This window comes from Variovorax saccharolyticus (assembly GCF_030316765.1).
Classification (GTDB): domain Bacteria; phylum Pseudomonadota; class Gammaproteobacteria; order Burkholderiales; family Burkholderiaceae_C; genus Variovorax; species Variovorax saccharolyticus.
In genome coordinates, this window is sequence record NZ_JASZYT010000008.1 from 56,741 (window position 1) to 76,266 (window position 19,526).

Annotated in this window: 17 protein-coding genes and 1 riboswitch; of the genes, 14 read left to right on the plus strand and 3 right to left on the minus strand. The window is 69.0% G+C overall.

Translation table 11 applies throughout. From position 1 onward, the window contains the following. Positions 1 to 101 precede the first annotated feature (101 nt). The 10 genes from QTI45_RS23005 (at position 102) to QTI45_RS23050 (ending at position 12,363) form a co-directional block, all read left to right on the plus strand. Positions 102 to 260, plus strand: coding sequence for a hypothetical protein (locus QTI45_RS23005; RefSeq protein ID WP_286370123.1), 159 nt, complete (start codon positions 102 to 104; stop codon positions 258 to 260). Positions 261 to 398: 138 nt separating this feature from the next. After that, positions 399 to 6,203, plus strand: coding sequence for an excinuclease ABC subunit UvrA (gene uvrA, locus QTI45_RS23010; RefSeq protein ID WP_286370122.1), 5,805 nt, complete (start codon positions 399 to 401; stop codon positions 6,201 to 6,203). A gap of 188 nt (positions 6,204 to 6,391) precedes the next feature. Beyond that, positions 6,392 to 7,438, plus strand: a complete 1,047-nt coding sequence (locus QTI45_RS23015; RefSeq protein ID WP_286370121.1) for a histone deacetylase family protein — start codon at positions 6,392 to 6,394, stop codon at positions 7,436 to 7,438. A 107-nt stretch (positions 7,439 to 7,545) separates the two neighbouring features. Beyond that, complete coding sequence (locus tag QTI45_RS23020; protein ID WP_286370120.1) at positions 7,546 to 8,505, plus strand: Bug family tripartite tricarboxylate transporter substrate binding protein; 960 nt, start codon at positions 7,546 to 7,548, stop codon at positions 8,503 to 8,505. Between the two features lie 127 nt (positions 8,506 to 8,632). Then, a complete protein-coding gene (locus tag QTI45_RS23025) occupies positions 8,633 to 9,118 on the plus strand; it encodes a DUF2753 family protein (protein ID WP_286370119.1) in 486 nt (161 codons plus the stop codon). 28 nt (positions 9,119 to 9,146) lie between these two features. Further along, positions 9,147 to 9,782 carry a superoxide dismutase gene (locus QTI45_RS23030; protein WP_286656005.1) on the plus strand — a complete coding sequence of 212 codons (636 nt, stop codon included), beginning with the start codon at positions 9,147 to 9,149 and terminating at the stop codon, positions 9,780 to 9,782. A 21-nt stretch (positions 9,783 to 9,803) separates the two neighbouring features. Beyond that, positions 9,804 to 10,700 (plus strand): ZIP family metal transporter, encoded by an 897-nt coding sequence (locus QTI45_RS23035; protein ID WP_286656006.1) that lies wholly within the window; start codon positions 9,804 to 9,806, stop codon positions 10,698 to 10,700. Between the two features lie 148 nt (positions 10,701 to 10,848). After that, a complete protein-coding gene (locus QTI45_RS23040; protein WP_286656007.1) occupies positions 10,849 to 11,112 on the plus strand; it encodes a DUF2325 domain-containing protein in 264 nt (87 codons plus the stop codon). 45 nt (positions 11,113 to 11,157) lie between these two features. Continuing rightward, complete coding sequence (locus QTI45_RS23045; protein WP_286370115.1) at positions 11,158 to 11,376, plus strand: SlyX family protein; 219 nt, start codon at positions 11,158 to 11,160, stop codon at positions 11,374 to 11,376. Positions 11,377 to 11,538: 162 nt separating this feature from the next. Beyond that, positions 11,539 to 12,363, plus strand: coding sequence for a DUF4399 domain-containing protein (locus tag QTI45_RS23050; protein WP_286370114.1), 825 nt, complete (start codon positions 11,539 to 11,541; stop codon positions 12,361 to 12,363). Here the strand turns inward: QTI45_RS23050 and QTI45_RS23055 are convergent. The 3 genes from QTI45_RS23055 to QTI45_RS23065 form a co-directional block, all read right to left on the minus strand. Further along, a complete protein-coding gene (locus QTI45_RS23055) occupies positions 12,350 to 13,138 on the minus strand; it encodes an HAD-IIB family hydrolase (RefSeq protein WP_286370113.1) in 789 nt (262 codons plus the stop codon). The two genes, QTI45_RS23050 and QTI45_RS23055, sit on opposite strands and share 14 nt — an antisense overlap. Continuing rightward, on the minus strand, positions 13,135 to 14,763 hold the full coding sequence (locus QTI45_RS23060) for a peptide chain release factor 3 (protein WP_286370112.1): 1,629 nt from the start codon (positions 14,761 to 14,763) through the stop codon (positions 13,135 to 13,137). Before QTI45_RS23060 ends, QTI45_RS23055 begins: the two co-directional genes overlap by 4 nt. Before the next feature lie 96 nt (positions 14,764 to 14,859). Continuing rightward, positions 14,860 to 15,480: a hypothetical protein gene (locus QTI45_RS23065; protein ID WP_286370111.1), complete on the minus strand. Its 621-nt coding sequence runs from the start codon at positions 15,478 to 15,480 to the stop codon at positions 14,860 to 14,862. Positions 15,481 to 15,570: 90 nt separating this feature from the next. Next, positions 15,571 to 15,640: riboswitch (S-adenosyl-L-homocysteine riboswitch) on the plus strand. A 62-nt stretch (positions 15,641 to 15,702) separates the two neighbouring features. Between QTI45_RS23065 and ahcY the strand changes: the two genes are divergently transcribed. From ahcY to QTI45_RS23085, 4 genes are all read left to right on the plus strand, one after another. Next, entirely contained in the window at positions 15,703 to 17,142 is a 1,440-nt protein-coding gene (gene ahcY, locus QTI45_RS23070) for an adenosylhomocysteinase (protein WP_286370110.1), read from the plus strand. A gap of 96 nt (positions 17,143 to 17,238) precedes the next feature. Continuing rightward, complete coding sequence (locus QTI45_RS23075) at positions 17,239 to 18,051, plus strand: TlyA family RNA methyltransferase (protein WP_286370109.1); 813 nt, start codon at positions 17,239 to 17,241, stop codon at positions 18,049 to 18,051. Further along, on the plus strand, positions 18,029 to 18,862 hold the full coding sequence (metF, locus tag QTI45_RS23080; RefSeq protein ID WP_286370108.1) for a methylenetetrahydrofolate reductase [NAD(P)H]: 834 nt from the start codon (positions 18,029 to 18,031) through the stop codon (positions 18,860 to 18,862). The genes QTI45_RS23075 and metF overlap by 23 nt, the downstream gene beginning before the upstream one ends. Continuing rightward, positions 18,859 to 19,524 carry a septal ring lytic transglycosylase RlpA family protein gene (locus QTI45_RS23085; RefSeq protein ID WP_286370107.1) on the plus strand — a complete coding sequence of 222 codons (666 nt, stop codon included), beginning with the start codon at positions 18,859 to 18,861 and terminating at the stop codon, positions 19,522 to 19,524. Before metF ends, QTI45_RS23085 begins: the two co-directional genes overlap by 4 nt. Positions 19,525 to 19,526: the final 2 nt, after the last annotated feature.

Consider the following 19,526-nt stretch of genomic DNA (forward strand, 5'->3'; position numbering starts at 1 on the left):
GGTCGCAGGCACGAGGGCCCGGTCGGCCCTCGGTTCAACAAAGAGGCTTCTCGCCGACCCGGCGCGAGGCCTTTTTCTTGAACACTCCGGGAGACTCAATCATGTGGAAAATCGTCGTCGGCTTCATCATCTTCGCGGCCATCGTGCTGTACGTGCTCAACAAGGCAGGCGGCAATGTCGACATGTCGGGCGAGAAGCACGGCGGCGACGCGCTGCACGCGCCCGAGCCTGCGGCCCCGGCTTCTGCGCCTGCAAAGTAGCCGCACCGAGCCGCGTGTTTCTGCATGTAAACGCATGACACGCCGCTGAAAGCCCTGCGCCGCCGTGGACCATCCGGCCCCGGCCGGACCGGTCCTCCCGGTGTTCCTAGAATGTCTGCCCCACCCCCCAAGGCATTCATGACACAGGGCTCCATCCGGATTCGCGGTGCACGCCAGCACAACCTCCAGAACCTCGACCTCGACATCCGCACCGGCGAGATGACGGTGGTCACCGGGCCGAGCGGCTCGGGGAAGTCGAGCCTGGTGTTCGACACCCTGTACGCCGAAGGCCAGCGGCGCTATGTCGAGACCTTCTCGGCCTACGCGCGCCAGTTCCTCGACCGCATGGACAAGCCGGCGGTCGACAAGGTCGAGGGCGTGCCGCCCGCGATCGCGATCGACCAGACCAATCCGGTGCGTTCGTCGCGCTCGACCGTCGGCACGATGACTGAGCTCAACGACCACCTGAAGCTGCTGTTCGCGCGCGCGGCCCAGTTGTTCGATCGCGAGACCGCGTTGCCCGTGCGGCACGACTCGCCCGATTCGATCTATGCCGAATTGCTGGCGCGCGCGGCCGCGGCCGGCGATCCGCGCGTGGTGCTGACCTTTCCGGTCGAGTTGCCGGCCAGCACCTCGACCGAGGAGGTCACGCAGTGGCTGTCCGCCAGTGGCTTCACGCGGGTGCAGGCCGAGCGCGAGGTGGCGACGCCGACCGGCCCGCGCAAGGTGCTCGACGTGGTGGCCGACCGCTTCCGCATGGCCAACGCCGAGCGCGCGCGCGTGGTCGAGGCGATCGAGGTGGCGCTGAAGCGCGGCAGCGGGCGCCTGACGGTGTATGCGGTGGCGGCGGAGGAGGGCGCCGAGCCCGATGTCTGGAAGTTCTCCACCGGCCTGCATTGCCCCGAGAGCGACATCCGCTACGCCGATCCCATCCCCTCGATGTTCTCGTTCAACTCGGCGGTCGGCGCCTGCGAGACCTGCCGCGGCTTCGGCCGCGTGATCGGGGTCGATCTCGGTCTGGTGATCCCGAACGAAAAACTCACCTTGCGCGCCGGTGCGATCAAGACCATCCAGACGCCGGCCTGGAAGGAGGCGCAGGACGACCTCATGCGCCACGCCGAGGCGGCCGGCATCCCGCGCGACACGCCGTGGAACAAGCTCACGGCCGAGCAGCAGAACTGGGTGATCGAGGGCTCGCCCAACTGGAAGGGCAAGTGGAACCAGCAGTGGTATGGCGTGCGCCGCTTCTTCGCCTACCTCGAGAGCAAGGCCTACAAGATGCACATCCGCGTGCTCTTGTCCAAGTACCGCAGCTACACGCCATGCCCGGTCTGCGCCGGTGCGCGGCTCAAGCTCGAGAGCCTGCTGTGGCGCATCGGCAGCAAGGAAGACGCCGACGCCGTGCTGGCGCCGGCGAAGCGCTTCATGCCGGTCGGCGTGAAGTGGTCGCGCGAACAGCTCGAGGCCCTGCCGGGCCTCTGCCTGCACGACCTGATGCTGCTGCCGATCGAGCGGCTGCGACGCCTCTTCGACGGCATCGAGAGCCATGGCAACAGCAGCAGCGCGAGCGAAGGCGACGTGCAGGCGCTCAGGCTGCTGTTCGACGAGATCACCACGCGCCTGCGCTACCTGCACGACGTCGGCATCGGCTACCTCACGCTCGACCGCCAGAGCCGCACCCTGAGCGGCGGCGAGGTGCAGCGCATCAACCTCACGACCGCGCTCGGCACCTCGCTGGTCAATACTCTGTTCGTGCTCGACGAGCCCAGCATCGGCCTGCATCCGCGCGACATGAACCGCATCACCGAAGCCATGCTGCGGCTGCGCGATGCCGGCAACACGCTGGTGGTGGTCGAGCACGATCCGGCCGTGATGCTGGCGGCCGACCGCGTGATCGACATGGGCCCGGGCCCGGGCGTGCGCGGCGGGCAGATCGTGTTCGACGGCAGCACCGATGCATTGCGCGACGCCGAGACGCTGACCGGCCAGTACCTGGGCGGGCGCAAGCAGATCGGCATGGGTTTTCGCCGCATGGTCAGCGAGAACACGCCGCGCCTGATCCTCGAGGGCGTGCGCGAGCACAACCTGCAGGACATCACGGTCGAGCTGCCGCTGTCGCGCCTGGTCTGCATAACCGGCGTCAGCGGCTCGGGCAAGTCGACGCTGGTGCAGGACGTGCTGGCGCCGGCGCTGATGCGCCACTTCGGCAAGGCGACCGAGGGCGCGGGCGCGCACGATCGCCTGCTCGGCGCCGATCATTTGAGCGACGTGGTCTTCGTCGACCAGTCGCCGATCGGCAAGACCGCGCGCTCCAATCCCGCGAGCTATGTCGGCGCCTGGGATGCCATCCGCGAGATCTTCGCTGTCGCGGCGCTGTCGCGGCAGCGCGGCTACACGGCGTCGAAGTTCAGCTTCAACAGCGGCGACGGGCGCTGCCCGACCTGCGGCGGCTCGGGCTTCGAGCATGTCGAGATGCAGTTCCTGTCGGACGTGTATTTGCGCTGCCCCGATTGCGACGGCAAGCGCTACCGGCCCGAGATCCTCGAGGTGACGATCGAGCGCGCCGGCCGCAACCTGAACGTCGCCGACGTGCTCGACCTCACGGTGGCCGAAGCCGCCGCGGCATTCGGCAACGACCGCGACGTGCTGCGCGTGCTGCAGCCGATCGTCGACGTCGGCCTCGACTACGTGAAGCTGGGCCAGCCGGTGCCGACGCTCTCGGGCGGCGAGGCGCAGCGCCTCAAGCTCGCGGGCTTCCTGGCCGAGGCCGCCAAGAGCGGCAGCGCCAGCAAGCAGCCGCTGGCGCGCAAGGGCACGCTGTTCCTGTTCGACGAGCCGACCACCGGCCTGCATTTCGACGACATCGCGCGCCTGATGCGCGCATTGCGCAAGCTGCTCGACGCCGGTCATTCGCTGGTCGTGATCGAGCACAACCTCGACGTCATCCGCGCCAGCGACTGGATCATCGACCTCGGGCCCGAAGGCGGCGAGGGCGGCGGCCAGGTGGTCGCGGTCGGCACGCCCGAGCAGGTGCGCGAGAACGCCGCATCGCTGACCGGCGCGGCGCTGGCCGACTACGAACTGGCGGTCGGCCCGGGCGCCTACAAGGTCGCGGAACGCGCGGCGCGCTCGTATGCGGCGCGGGTGCAACCGGCGCAGGGGCGCGACGCGATCCAGATCGTCAATGCGCGCGAGCACAACCTCAAGAACCTCTCGGTCGACATCCCGCGCGGCAAGTTCAGCGTGGTCACCGGCGTCAGCGGCTCCGGCAAGTCGACGCTGGCCTTCGACATCCTGTTCAACGAAGGGCAGCGGCGCTATCTCGAATCGCTCAATGCCTATGCGCGCAGCATCGTGCAGCCGGCGGGGCGGCCCGAGGTCGACGCGGTCTACGGCATTCCGCCCACCGTCGCGATCGAGCAGCGGCTGTCGCGCGGCGGCCGCAAGAGCACGGTCGGCACCACCACCGAGGTCTGGCACTTCCTGCGCCTGCTGTATGTCAAGCTCGGCATCCAGCACTGCATCCACGACGGTGCCGCGGTGCAGCCGCAGACGCCCGACAGCATCGCGGCCCAGCTCCTGAAGAACTTCAAGGGCCAGCACATCGGCCTGCTGGCGCCGCTGGTGAGCAACCGCAAGGGCGTCTACACCGAGCTGGCCGACTGGGCCCGGCCGCGCGGCTTCACGCACCTGCGGGTCGACGGCGAGTTCCTGCCGACCACGGGCTTCCCTCGCATCGACCGTTTCAAGGAGCACAACATCGAGCTGCCGGTGGCCAGCCTCGACGTGCTGCCCGCGCAGGAGACCGAGCTGCGCCAGGCCCTCACGAAGGCGCTCGAACACGGCAAGGGCGTCGTCCATGTGCTGAGCGACCTGACCGGCCTGCGCGCCGCGATGATGGCCGGTGCGCCGGCCGCCGGCATCGGGCGGGCCCATGTGTTCTCGACCCTGCGCGCCTGCCCGGTCTGCAGCACCAGCTATGCCGAGCTCGATCCGCGCCTGTTCTCCTACAACAGCAAGCACGGCTGGTGCCCTGATTGCGTCGGCACCGGCGTGAAGCTCACCAAGGAGCAGCGCAAGGTCTACGACGATTCGGTGATGGCCGACGACCAGAAGGGGCGCGAGCAGACCTTTGCCGAACCGGAAGCGGAAGACGTGGGCGATGTCGCCTGCCCGACCTGCGAAGGCACGCGGCTCAATGCGACCGCTCGCGCCGTGCTGTTCGGCGAGGGCGGCGGCATCGGCATCACCGAGCTCGCGCGCATGAGCGTGACCGACATCCGCCTCTGGTTCGAGAACGTGGTGCTGAGCGGCCGCCAGGCCGAGATCGCGCGCGACCTGGTGCCCGAGATCAAGAGCCGGCTCGAGTTCCTCGAGGAAGTAGGGCTGGGCTATCTCACGCTCGACCGCGGCGCGCCGACCCTGAGCGGCGGCGAGGCGCAGCGGATCCGGCTCGCGGCGCAGCTCGGCAGCAACCTGCAGGGCGTCTGCTACGTGCTCGACGAACCGACCATCGGCCTGCATGCGCGCGACAACCAGATCCTGCTCGACGCGCTGCACAAGCTCGGCGACAAGGGCAACACGCTGGTGGTGGTGGAGCACGACGAGGACACGATCCGCCGCGCCGACCACATCATCGACATCGGACCGAGCGCGGGCAAGCGCGGCGGCCGGCTGGTCGCCGAAGGCAGCGTCGCCGACATCCAGGGTGCCGGTGATTCGCAGACCGGCCGCTACCTGCGCGACGCGATCAGGCATCCGCTGCAGCCAAGGCGCAACGTGCCTTCGCCGGAACCCGGCGCGCCCGACTGGCTCAGCGTTCGCGGCGCCGACCTGCACAACTTGAAGGATGTCGCGGTCTCGCTGCCGCTGCATCGGCTGGTCGCGGTCACGGGCGTCAGCGGATCCGGCAAGTCGACCCTGGCGCGCGACGTGCTGCTGGCCAACGTGTATGCGGTGGTGGTGCAGCGCATGACCAAGGCCGGCCGCGACGCCGATGCCGCGGGCAAGCATCCGAAGTGGGTGGGCTGCAGCGCGGTCGAGGGCTACGAGACCATCGACCGCGTGCTGGAGGTCGACCAGACGCCGATCGGCAAGACGCCGCGCAGTTGCCCTGCGACCTACATCGGTTTCTGGGACACGATCCGCAAGCTCTTCGCCGACACGCTGGAAGCCAAGGCGCGCGGCTACGGCCCGGCGCGCTTCAGCTTCAACACCGGCGAAGGCCGCTGCCCGGGCTGCGACGGCGCCGGCGTGCGCACCATCGAGATGAGCTTCCTGCCCGACGTCAAGGTGGCCTGCGAGGTCTGCCACGGCGCGCGCTTCAACCCCGAGACGCTGGCCGTCAGCTGGCGCGGCAAGAGCATCGGTGACGTGCTGCAGATGGAGGTCGACGAGGCGGTCGAGTTCTTCGCCTCGATGCCCAACATCAGCCATCCGCTGCAACTGCTGAAGGATGTCGGCCTCGGTTATCTCACGCTGGGCCAGCCGTCGCCGACGCTGTCGGGCGGCGAGGCGCAGCGCATCAAGCTGGTGACCGAACTCAGCAAGGTGCGCGACGACGTCACGCGGCGCGGCAACAAGGCGCCGCACACGCTCTACGTGCTCGACGAACCGACGGTGGGCCTGCACATGGCCGACGTCGAGAAGCTGATCCACGTGCTGCATCGGCTGGTCAATGGTGGCCACAGCGTGGTCGTGATCGAGCACGACCTCGATGTCATCGCGGAAGCCGACTGGCTGATCGACCTCGGTCCGGAAGGCGGCAACGGCGGCGGGCGCGTGGTCGCAGCCGCACCGCCCGAAGAGGTGGTGAAGCTGGGCACCCATACGGGCGTGGCGCTGGCGCCGGTGCTGGCGCGTTCGCGGGAGCGGCATGAGGTGGTGACGCTGCCGGTGCATGAGTCTGCGGGGTCCTCTGTGAAGGTCCGCAGGGAAGCTTGATCGTCGGGTTCGTTCGTTCGCGTTGGAGGGGCGCCCGGCACGCGGTACGGGCGCAGGGGTGTGCGAACAGTCCCGACGTCTCCAACGCCGATGCAACCCCAACCTGTCCGCGTTCCAGGGCATACCGCCTGCCATCGCCGTCCCACAGCAGTCACGCCCAACGCACCCTTCAGCGTTACCCTACCGCCATGCTCACGATCTACAACAACCGCCACGCTCTTCATCACGGCAAGCTCGAGATGTTCCGTGGCGAACTCGTGCCGTGCTTCGAAGTCCCTGCCCGTGCCGACTATGTCCTGCACGAATTGCGGCAGCGCAGGCTGGGCCCCATCGAAGAACCCTCTGCATTCGACGACGCAGCGATCGCGCGCGTGCATGCGCAGCGCTACCTCGATTTCCTGTCGACGGCCTGGGATGAATGGGTCGCTCTCGACCCGGCCAACGCCACGCGCGACGCGCTGCCTTCCTATTGGCCGATCCGCACCTTCCGCTCCGACGTGCTGCCTGCGAGCTTCCCCGCGCGCATGGGCCTGTTCTCGTACGACGCCGGCACGCCGCTGACCGCGGGCACTTGGACCGCGGCCCGCGCGGGCGCCTGCTGCGCACTCACCGCCGCGGCGCGCGTGCTGCAGGGCGATCGTGCCGCCTTCGCGCTCACGCGCCCGCCGGGCCATCACGCGGGCGCCGACTTCTTCGGCGGCTACTGCTTCCTCAACAACGCGGCGATCGCGGCGCAGGGCCTGCGCGATGCCGGCGTCGAGCGCGTCGCGGTGCTCGACATCGACTACCACCACGGCAACGGCACGCAAGCGATCTTCTACGAGCGCGCCGACGTCCAGTTCACGAGCGTGCACGGCGATCCGCACACCGAGTATCCGTACTACCTGGGCTATGCCGACGAACGCGGCGCCGGCGCAGGGCTGGGCTTCAACCACAACCTGCCGCTCGCGCGCGGCAGCGGCTTCGGGCCCTGGCGCGAAGCGCTGGCGACCGCGCTGCGCGGCATCGCGGACTTCAAGCCCGGCGCGCTGGTGGTCTCGCTCGGGCTCGACACCTTCGCCGGCGATCCGATCGCCGGCTTCACGCTTGCCACGCCCGACTACCTGCGCATCGGCGAGGACCTGGCGCGCGCCGGACTGCCGACCGTGTTCGTCTTCGAAGGCGGCTACGCGGTGGCCGAGGTCGGCGCCAACGCAGTCAACGTGCTCGACGGCTTCATGCAGAAGTCTGGCTGAACGCCGGCGCTGGCGCGGCGGCGACAGCGACCGGGGAGATACCCGGTTGCCCCGCGAAAGTCCCTGCGGCCCAATGCGGCCATTGAATCTGTCCCGGAGTGCATCCCATGTTGTTTCGTCGTTCCTTCCTGTGCGCCGCGCTGCTCGGCGCCGCCGTCACGGCCGTCCACGCGCAGTCGTTTCCGACTCGCCCGATCAAGCTGATCATCGCCTTCCCCGCGGGCGGCCCGACCGACATCACGATGCGCCAACTGGCCGACAATGCCTCGAAGATCCTCGGCCAGCCGATCGTGGTCGACAACAAGCCCGGAGCCGGCGGCACGCTGCCGGCACAGGCATTGCAGACCGCGCCGCCCGACGGCTACACCATCGGCCAGATCCCGCTCGGCGTGTTCCGCCTGCCCTATACGACCAAGATCAACTGGGACCCGGTCAAGGACATCAGCTACGTGATCAACGTCACCGGCTATGCCTTCGGCATCGCGGTGCCGGCCGACAGCCCGTTCAAGACCTGGAACGATTTCGTCGCCTATGCCAAGGCCAATCCGGGCAAGCTCACCTACGGCTCGACCGGCAACCTCACGAGCCCGCACCTGACCACCGAACTGATGGCCCAGCAACTCGGCATCCAGCTGCAGCACGTGCCCTACAAGGGCAGCGCCGACCTGTCGCAGGCGGTGCTCGGCAACCACCTGATGGCGATCGCCGATTCGACCGGCTTCGCGCCGCTGGTCGAATCGGGCAAGCTGCGGGTGCTCAACACCTGGGGCGAAAAGCGGCTGGCCAAGTTCCCCGACGCGCCGACGCTCAAGGAACTCGGCATGGACATCGTGCAGAACTCGCCCTTCGGCATCGGTGCGCCCAAGGGCACGCCGCCCGAGGTCGTCAAGAGGCTCCACGATGCCTTCAAGCAGGCGATGGAAGAGCCGAGCTACGTGGCCGCCCTGGGCCGCTACGACATGCTGCCGATCTACATGAGCTCCGCCGACTACACCAAGTTCGCGCAGACCACCTTCACGCGCGAGAAGGCGCTGATCGAGAAGCTCGGGCTGGCCAAGCCGCAGTGAGTGCGAGGCCCGCGCGGCGGGCCCACGTCTGATGGCTGGACGCAACAGATGAGAATGGTTATCATTTAATCACCCGAGTACGAAGGCAATCCGTCCACGCAAAGGGCTCTCACAGGAGCTTTTTGCCATGAACCGATCTGCCATCGACCTCGCCGCGCCGGCGCGGACCTCGACCGACCTGAGCCTCGTGCAATGGCAGCGCAGGATGCGCCAGGCCATCGTGTCGCGGGAGAAGGGCCAGCCGTTGGCTGCGCGCGTGCACTGCCGGCACGCGCTCGGCATCGCGCTCGAACTGCTCGAGCACCCGTGCGCCGAGCGCATCGGCGACTGCATGGCGGCGCTGGTCGTCTCCCATCTCAACCTGGCCGACATTCATGCCGACCGCGGCGACATCGAGGCCGCGCTGCGCCGGCGCTGCGAGGCGCACGGGCATCTGATGCGGCTGGCCGCGAGCGGCGACGCTGCCCGGCAGCAGGCTGCGCTGCAGCACAGTCGCCACACCCACGCAGCCCTGCTGGAGCACGTCGCCCGGCATGGCGCCCACCCGCTCGTCACCCGCACGCTGGGCGCCGGCGTGCTCGCGCTGACCGGCGGCCACTGGACCGTTCACTGATTCCACTACCAAGCCCCCAGGACGCCCGATGCCCTACACCCTGCCTGCCTTGCCCTATTCGCACGACGCGCTCGAACCGCACATCGACAGTGCGACGATGGAGATCCATCACTCGAAGCACCACCAGACCTACGTCAACAACCTCAACGCGGCGCTCCAGAACACCGAGTTCGCCGAGCTGCCCGTCGAACTGCTGGTCGCGCGCATCCAGACCCTGCCCGAGGCGCTGCGCCTGCCGGTGCGCAACAACGGCGGCGGCCACGCCAACCACAGCCTGTTCTGGGAGGTGATGTCGCCGAGCGGCGGCGGTGCGCCGGCGGGCGAACTGGCAGGCGCGATCGATCGCGACCTCGGCGGCTTCGCGGCCTTCAAGGAGGCCTTCACCAAGGCCGCGTTGAGCCGCTTCGGCAGCGGCTGGGGCTGGCTCTGCGTCGATGCCAAGGGCGCACTGGTGGTCGAGAACAGCGGCAACCAGGACAGTCCGCTGATGGCCGGGATCATGTCGGGCAACACGCCCGTGCTCGGCCTCGACGTGTGGGAGCACGCCTACTACCTGAAGTACCAGAACCGCCGGTCCGAATACATCGCGGCGTTCTACAACGTCATTCATTGGGCAGAGGTCGCGCGCCGCTACGACGAGGCTCGCGAGGCCATCGCTCGCTGAATCCCGGAGCCGGAACCACCCATGGAAGCCAAGAGAAGCTTGACCCGGCCCGCCGCATGGCGTGGCCGGCGACTGGTCGGCCTGTGCATCGTGGCGGCCGGCGCGGTCGCCGTGCTGCTGCAGGGCGCGGACTATCTGGCGGCGAATCCCACGGTGGCGGCGGCCGTGGCGGGTGGCCTCGTGGCCGCGCTCGCCACCGCGCTAGGCACCTTGCCGGTGATGTTCTCGCAGCGACTGTCGGACCGCACGCAGGACACGCTGTTCGGCTTCGGCGCCGGCGTCATGCTCGCGGCCTGCTCGTTCTCGCTGATCATTCCGGGCATCGCCGCCTCGCGCGCCGCCGGTGCCGGGGCCTGGCAGGCGGGCGGCGTGATGGCCGCCGCGATCCTGCTCGGCGCGGCCGCGCTGCTAGCGATGGAGCGGCTGGTGCCGCACGAGCACTTCATCAAGGGCGTCGAGGGGCAGAAGTCGCGCAAGCTGCGCCGCACCTGGCTCTTCGTCTTCGCCATCGCGCTCCACAACCTGCCGGAAGGGCTGGCGATCGGTGTCGGCTACGCCGCAAGCGACCCGCTGCGGGCCGGCGCCCTGACTGCGGGCATCGCGATCCAGGATGTGCCCGAGGGCCTGGTGGTCGCGGTCGCGCTGCTCGCCGCCGGCTACCGTCGGGCGTTCGCGGTCGCCCTCGGCATGGCCTCCGGACTGGTCGAGCCGATCGGCGCCGGGCTGGGCGCGGCCGTGGTCGGCTGGTCGACCAGCCTGCTGCCCTGGGGCCTGGGCTTCGCCGCCGGCGCGATGCTGTTCGTCATCAGCCACGAGATCATTCCGGAGTCGCATCGCAAGGGGCACGAGGCCTTCGCCACCGGCGGCCTGATGCTGGGCTTCGTGATCATGATGCTGCTCGACACGGCGCTGGGCTGAGTCGATGGTGACCACGCCTTCCCCATGCTGCGACGGCGATCTGCGGCGCGAACACACGGCCTTGATCGCCAGCTACGCCAAGGCCCAGGATCACTGCAGCCGGGCGCTGCGCCGCTAGGCTTCGGAGATCGAGAGCCTGCGGGCCCAGGTGCTGCGGCTGCGTGCCGCGGTGATCGTGCGCACCACCATGCTCGCGTGGTCGCGCGAGGAGTGGGGAGGCGAGGCGCCCGATGCCGAGGGCCTGGAGGCCGATCTGCGCGAGGCCGAACTGGTGATCTGCCAGACCGGCTGCATGAGCCATGGCGCCTACTGGCTGGTCGAGGACCACTGCAGGCGCACCGGCAAGCCCTGCGTGATGATCGGCCAGCCGTCGGCACCCGACGTCTTCAGGCTCCTGGTGCAGTCGCCTTAGCAAGCCGCGGACGGCGGCCGCGCCGACTTCCTGTCCAATAGCCCCATGGACAACATGCAAGACGCGCAACGCCGGCTGACCGAGCTCGAGATCAAGGCGAGCTTCACCGAAGACCTGCTGGACCAGCTGAACCTGACGATCTACCGGCAACAGGAGCAGATCGACGGCCTGGTTCGCCAGGTCGCCCAGCTGCGGCAGCAAAGCGCCGATCCCGCCGCCGGAGGCGCGCGCAACCTGCGCGACGAGCTGCCGCCCCACTACTGAAGGCGGCCCGGGGGCCGGTCCGAAGACCTATTTCACGCTTTGCGGGCGGAGCTGAGGTCACGGTTTGGTACGTGTTGATACACAATCCGACGAGTAAATACTAAAGGAGTAGGTATGCGGCAAGCAGAGCGTCAGGAAGGGCGGGCCGGCAGAGCGGCGGCGATGGTCGCGCTGCTCCTGTGGGCCGGCAGCGCCGCGGCGCAGGCGCCCGCGGCACCCGCTGTCGCACCACCCGCCGCTGCGGACGCCGCGGCGGCCGAGGGTGCCGCCCTGGTGGTCCATCCCTGGGTGGTGCCGCCGCCCAACTGGTCGCCCGAGGCCTACTTCACCAACCTGAAGGACGGCGCCACGCTCGAGGCGCCCTTCGTCGCCCGTTTCGGCCTGTCGATGCGCGGCATCGTGCCGGCCGGGAAGACCGCGGGCACGGCAGGCCACCACCACCTGCTGATCAACCAGCCGCTGCCGCTCGACTTCACCAAGCCGCTGCCCTTCACCGAGCAGTACATCCACTTCGGCAAGGGCCAGATGGAGACCGTGGTCGACCTGCCGCCGGGCACCTACACGATGCGGCTGGTGCTGGCCGACCAGGGGCACATTCCGTATTTCGTCTACAGCAAGCCGCTCAAGTTCACGGTCGGCAAGCAGAACAAGGGCGTGACCCCTGCCAGCCTGCTCGGCGAACCCCGCATCGAACTGCTGAGCCCGGCCGATCGCAGCTCGGTGCAGCTGCCGCTGCGCATGCAGTTCCACGCCAGCGGCCTGAACATCTCGAACGCCGCGCCCAAGGTGCCGGAGACTGGCCACTTCCGCCTGGTGCTGGAGCGCCCGGGCCAGAAGGCCGAGGTGATCGAGCTCGATGGCGGCCAGACCGAGCTGTGGCTGAACCCGCCCAAGGGCAGCTACAACGCGCGGCTCGAGCTGATCAGCAACACCGCGGCCGGCAGCGTGGTGGCCCGCGCCCGGCCGGTGGCCTTCAACGTGCCCTGAGGACCGCGGCGGCGGCCTCGGCGAAGCCGGCGCCGCGCTCCTGCTGCGTGACGTAGCGCGGCAGGTGTGACAGCGCGGCCTCGAAGCGGCGCACGTTGGCGACGCCGATGCTGTGCTCGAAATGCTCGAACATCAGCGCATCGTTGGTCGAGTCGCCGACATAGGCCCAGCGCGGCATCTCGTCGTCGAGCCGGCGGCCCCACAGCTCGCGCACGATCCAGCGCGCGCCTTCGAGCTTGTTGTGCTCGCCGTACCAGCCGTTGACGTGGATGCTGCTGACGGTGGCATGCATGCCCTCGTCGCGCATCAGCGCGACCACCGCGGCGATCTGCGCGTCGTCGAGCTGCGTGAACTCGCTGTGGTCGATCGCGATGTCGCATTCGCGGCCGGCCGAGTCGGTGGCCCGCCGCGCACCCGGAATCTCGCGCTCGATGCGATCCAGGACGGCCTGCATGCGCGCGAAGTTGCGCGCACGCGTGGGCGCGTCCTGCTGGTAGCGCTTCTCGAGGCCGCCTGCAGGCGCGGGCAGCAGCGCCACGGCGCCGTTCTCGGCCACGATGGCGTCCACCGGCCAGACGCTCGCGAAGGGCTCGCTCCAGCCCACGGGGCGGCCTGTGATCGCCACCCGGTGCAGCCCACCCGCCTTGAGTGCGGCCAGAGCCGCCAGCGCGTCGGCGCTGATCGCGCCCTCGGTGGTCAGCGTGTCGTCGATGTCGGTGAAGACGCCGACCAGTGCGCGCCGCGCCGCCAGGGGCCATTCGGTCAGGGGAGTCACGAGGCGGTCTGCAGCGCCAGCCCGGCGTGCTCGCGCAGCGGATGGAAATGGATCTTCGGGAAGCGCTCCTGCGCCAGCCGCACGTCGTAGGGCGAGGTGCACAGGTAGGCCAGCGTGTTGGCGGCGTCGAGCGCCATGCGCTGCGGATAGGCATCGACGAAGGCGCGCAATTCGGCCGGCGTGTCGGCCGTGATCCAGCGCGCGCCGGTGTACTGGCAGCCCTCGAGCCGGATGTCGGCGTCGTATTCGGTCTTCAGGCGGTGCTGCACCACTTCGAATTGCAGCTGCCCGACCGCGCCGAGCAGCATCGGGCCGCCGACCTCGGGCCGGAACACCTGGATCGCGCCCTCTTCGCCGAGTTGCGCCAGGCCCTGCTGCAGCTGCTTGGTGCGCAGCGGGTTCTTCAGGATGACGGTCATGAAGAGCTCGGGCGCGAAGAAGGGCAGGCCGGTGAACTGCAGCGAGGCGCCATCGGTGATGGTGTCGCCGAGCTGCACGCCGCCGTGCGTCGTGAAGCCGACGATGTCGCCGGCATAGGCTTCCTCGACCGCTTCGCGCCGCTGGCTCATGAAGGTCACGACGCTGGTCGGGCGCAGTTCCTTGGCGGTGCGCTGCACGCGCAGCTTCATGCCCGGCGTGTAGCGTCCGGAGGCCATGCGCACGAAGGCGATGCGGTCGCGGTGGTTGGCGTCCATGTTGGCCTGCACCTTGAAGACCACGCCGGCGAAGTCCTTGTCCTCTGGCTGGATCTCTTTCACCACGGGCTGGCGGTTGACCAGCGTGGTGCTGGTGCGCGACTGCGGCGGCGGCGCGAGGTCGACCAGCGCATCGAGCACTTCCATGACGCCGAAGTTGTTGACGCCCGAGCCGAAGAACACCGGCGTCTGCTTGCCGGTCAGGAAGGCTTCGCTGTCCCAGCTCGGCGAGGCGCCGGTGGCCAGCTCCATGCTTTCCATCGCATGGTCGAACTCGCGCCCGAAGCGCTTCTGGAGTGCTTCGCGGTCGGTCAGCGGAATCGTTTCGAAGTCCTGCGGCAGCTTTTCCTGGCCCGACTCGAACACGGTCATGGCCTGGGTGCGCAGGTTGATGATGCCGCCGAAGCTCTTGCCCTGGCCCACCGGCCAAGTCATCGGCACGCAGGGCATGCCGAGCTCGCGCTCGATCTCGTCGAGCAGTTCGAGCGGCTCGCGCACTTCGCGGTCCATCTTGTTGACGAAGGTGATGATCGGCGTGTCGCGCTGGCGGCAGACCTCGATCAGCCGGCGGGTCTGTGCCTCGACGCCGTTGGCGGCGTCGATCACCATCAGCGCCGAGTCGACCGCGGTCAGCACCCGGTAGGTGTCTTCCGAGAAGTCCTTGTGGCCCGGCGTGTCGAGCAGGTTGATGACGTGGTCGCGATAGACCATCTGCATCACCGACGAGGCCACCGAGATGCCGCGCTGCTTCTCGATCTCCATCCAGTCGGAGGTGGCGTGGCGCGAGGCCTTGCGCGCCTTGACCGAGCCGGCGATCTGGATCGCGCCCGAGAACAGCAGCAGCTTCTCGGTCAGCGTGGTCTTGCCGGCGTCGGGGTGGGAAATGATCGCGAAGGTGCGGCGGCGCTTGGTTTCGGAGGCGAATGTCATGGTGAACGCGGTGCGCGCTCACGGGCGCGGTCTGCTGAAGGCAAAGCCCGCGATTTTACCGGGAGGGCCGCCAGCGTGCCGGCCGGTCTGTGCGATTCACATCGGCGGCGCGAAGCCGTTGCGGCCTACCAGCAGGCGCAAGGCCGTGGGTTTGCCGTCTTTCACCTGCGCCGTGACGACCACCTTGGCGCCCGGCACCACCAGGGCGGCCTGGTCATGGTTGCCCGGCTTGAAGGTGACGACCGGGGTGCCGGGCGGCACGATCACGGTCTGCTCGCCGCCAGGGTAGCGCAGCACCAGCTTCTGGCCGCCCGGCACCGAGGCCGGCGCCGCCGCCAGGGTGGCGACCGTGGCATTGGTCATCGTGCTCTCGGGCAGCATGTCCCAGGGCCGGAAGCCTTCGCCGGTGCCGCGCGAGGCCTCCGGAAACACCACGATCTCGATCGCCCGCTGGGTGCCGTCGGGCTGCGGCATCGCGCCGGCGCCGACGTAGCTGTCGGGCTTGATGTCGGCCATCGTCAGCGGCACCACCTCGGAGACATTCATGTCGACCGGCCGCACCAGCGTCACGACCTCGCCGCTGCGGTCCTTGACGGTCAGCGTCTGGGCGTCGGCGCGCTCGATGACCCCGCGCACGCGCACGGTCTGCTGCGCCAGGGCGACGGCCGGAAGCACGGAAAGCGCAACGAGCGCGGCGAGGAGTCTGGTCTTGGACATGGGCGGTGGTGGTCGTGGGGGGCGCAGGCAGTCTAGGCCGATCCGCCGGACCCTGCTGGCAGCCCGGTCGCGCGACGCGCTAAAATACCCCGTTCCGAGGAGCGTTGCAGCGCCGTCAGGCGTGAGGCTCGGACCATCATCGCAACCACGCTCACCCGCTGTTCTCGCGGTGAGTCCCATCCCGAACGCAGTGGCCACTGTCAAACCTGCTTTGGAGCCAACATGAGCGCTGTTCTCAAACCGACCCCCGTTTCGACCGCCGACCAGGCGATCGCCGACCTGTCCCTCGCCGCCTGGGGCCGCAAGGAAATCCGCATCGCCGAAACCGAGATGCCCGGCCTGATGGCGATCCGCGAGGAATTCTCCAAGAGCCAGCCGCTCAAGGGCGCGCGCATCACCGGCTCGCTGCACATGACGATCCAGACCGCCGTGCTGATCGAGACGCTGCAGGCCCTCGGCGCCACCGTGCGCTGGGCTTCGTGCAACATCTTCTCGACCCAGGACCACGCCGCTGCTGCCATCGCCGCCGCCGGCACGCCGGTGTTCGCGATCAAGGGCGAGTCGCTCAAGGACTATTGGGACTACACCCACGCCATCTTCGACTTCGGCCCCAAGGGCTCGAAGGCCGAAGGCCCGAACATGATCCTCGACGACGGCGGCGACGCCACGCTGCTGATGCACCTGGGCCAGCGCGCCGAGAAGGACCTGGGGGTGCTTGCCGATCCGACCAGCGAGGAAGAGCGCATCCTCTACGCCGCGATCAAGGCCAAGCTGGCTGTCGACGCCACCTGGTACACCCGCAAGTCGGCCGAGATCATCGGCGTGACCGAAGAGACCACCACCGGCGTGCACCGCCTGAACGAGATGTCGGCCAAGGGCACGCTGCTGTTCCGCGCCATCAACGTCAACGACTCGGTCACCAAGAGCAAGTTCGACAACCTCTATGGCTGCCGCGAATCGCTGGTCGACGGCATCAAGCGCGCCACCGACGTGATGATCGCCGGCAAGGTCGCCTGCGTGGCCGGCTACGGCGACGTCGGCAAGGGCTCGGCCCAGGCCCTGCGCGCGCTGAGCGCCCAGGTGTGGGTGACCGAGATCGACCCGATCAACGCCCTGCAGGCCGCGATGGAAGGCTACAAGGTCGTGACCATGGAATACGCGGCCGACAAGGCCGACATCTTCGTGACGACCACCGGCAACAAGGACGTCATCACGCACGACACGATGGCGAAGATGAAGGACCAGGCGATCGTTTGCAACATCGGCCACTTCGACAACGAGATCGACGTCGCGTCGATCGAGAAGTACGAGTGGGAAGAGATCAAGCCGCAGGTCGACCACATCACCTTCCCGGACGGCAAGAAGATCATCCTGCTGGCCAAGGGCCGCCTCGTGAACCTGGGCTGCGGCACGGGCCACCCGAGCTTCGTGATGTCGTCCTCGTTCGCCAACCAGACCATCGCCCAGATCGAGCTCTTCACCAAGCCCGACGCCTACCAGGCCGGCAAGGTCTACGTGCTGCCCAAGCACCTGGACGAGAAGGTCGCCCGCCTGCACCTGAAGAAGGTCGGCGCGATGCTGACCGAGCTGACGGATGCCCAGGCCGCCTACATCGGCGTCGACAAGAACGGCCCGTACAAGCCCGACACCTACCGTTATTGACTATGGCCCCCACGCTCCTCACTTTGTGTGTCGCTGCCCCCCGAGGGGGTCGCAGGCCGCCTCGGGGCGGCCCAGCGCCGGCCTGAGCGCCACGCCTTGCGTGCCGATCAGTTGCTCGTCGAACGCGGCCTCGCCGCTTCGCGTTCGCAGGCGGTACGCCTGATCGCCGGCGGCTTGCGCTGGCGTGATGGCGCCGACTGGCGCGTCGTGGGCAAGAACCGCGACGAAATCCCCGAAGCGGCCGAGCTCGAACTGCTCGATGCCGCCGAGGCCCGCTACGTGTCGCGCGGCGGCCTCAAGCTGGAGGGCGCGCTGACCGCCACCGGCATCGACCCGGGCGGCCGGCGCTGCCTGGACGTCGGCCAGTCGACCGGTGGCTTCACCGACTGCCTGCTGCAGCGCGGCGCTGCGCATGTGGTCGGCGTCGACGTCGGCCATGGCCAGCTGCATGCCCGCATCCGCGAGGATGCGCGCGTGACCGCGGTCGAGGGCGTCAATGCGCGCACCCTGACGGCCGAGGCCTGGGCCGCCGGATCCGACGACGACGAGGCGCCGGTCGACGAGGGCTTCGGCCTGATCGTCGGCGACCTGTCCTTCATCTCGCAGACGCTGGTGCTGCCCGCGCTTGTGCCGCTGCTGGCGGCCGATGGCGACCTGCTGATGCTGGTCAAGCCGCAGTTCGAGCTGCAGCCGGGCCAGGTCGGCAAGGGCGGCATCGTGCGCGACCCGGCGCTCTACGCGCTGGTCGAGCAGCGCCTGCGCGACAGCTGCGCGGCGCTCGGACTGCGCGTCGTGCGCTGGCTCGACAGCCCGATCGAGGGCGGCGACGGCAACCGTGAATTCTTCATCCATGCTGTTCATGCGGACGGCGAACCAGGAGCCGGCCGTGCGCCTTCCGCTGAGCTTTGAGTTCTTTCCGACCAAGACGCCCGAGGGCGCGGTCAAGCTGCGCGCGGTGCGCCAGCAGCTCTACGTGCAGTCGCCCGAGTTCTGCTCCGTGACCTACGGCGCCGGCGGCTCGACGCACGAGGGCACTTTCGGCGCGGTGCGCGAGATCCTCTCCGAAGGCGTGGCCGCGGCCTGCCATTTCTCCTGCATCGGCGCCACCAAGGCGACAGTGCGCGCGCAGCTGGCCGAGCTCAAGGCAATGGGCGTGAAGCGCCTGGTCGCCCTGCGCGGCGACCTGCCGAGCGGCTACGGCCTTGGCGGCGAGTTCCACTATGCGAGCGACCTCGTGGCCTTCATCCGCGAGGAGACCGGCCGCGACTTCCACATCGAGGTCGCCTGCTATCCCGAGGTGCATCCGCAGGCCCGTTCGCCCGAAGCCGACCTGCAGGCCTTCGCGGCCAAGGTGCGCGCCGGCGCCGACTCCGCCATCACGCAATATTTCTTCAGCCCCGAGGCCTACTGGCGCTTCGTCGATGACGCCCGCTCGCTGGGGATCGACACGCCGATCGTGCCGGGCATCATGCCGATCACCAGTTCGACGCAACTGATGCGCTTCTCGGATGCCTGCGGCGCCGAGATCCCGCGCTGGATCCGGCTGCGGCTGCAGGGCTACGGCGACGACACGGCCTCGATCAAGGCCTTCGGCCTCGATGTCGTCGCGGCCCTGTGCGAGCGGCTGTGCGCCAGCGGCGCGCCGGCGCTTCACTTCTACACGATGAACCAGTCGGTGGCCACGCTCGGCGTGCTGCAGCGGCTGGGTTGGGCTGCATGACATTGCGTGGTGGCCTGGCGGCGTTGCTCGCGGCCGGGCTGCTCGTGGGCTGCGCGGTGCAGCCGCCCTCGCAGGGCGAAGCCGGTGGCGATGTGCCGCAGGGGCGCTTGCGCCCGCTGGCCAAGCAGCCGGCCCTGCCGCCAGGTGCGCCGCCGCGCTCCGCGGTGCCCTCGGTGCGCTACGACCTGGCGGTGTCGGGCAGCGGAGAGCTGGGGCCGGACGACGGCATTCCGGGCGACGACGGCAAGCGCGAGATCTTCGAGCGCGGCGGCGCCTCCTGGTACGGCATCCAGTTCCACCAGCGCAAGACCGCCAACGGCGAGCGCTTCGACATGACGGCCCTGACGGCGGCCCACAAGACGCTGCCGTTCAATACCCGCGTCTGCGTGCGCAGCCTGGTCAACGGCCGCGAGGTGCTGGTGCGCATCAACGACCGAGGCCCCTACGCCTCGGGCCGCGTCATCGACCTGAGCCGGGCCGCCGCGGAGTCGATCGGCATGCTCGGGATGGGCATCAAGCAGGTCGCGCTGTCGGTGGTCGACAAGGACAGCGACCGCTGCGGCGACAGCGAGGTCGGCGCGGCCGAAACGCCGGCTCAAGCCGCACCCGAGCCGGCGCCCCGCAAGGCGACCCGGACGGTTCCCGCGCGCAAGCGGCGCTGAAG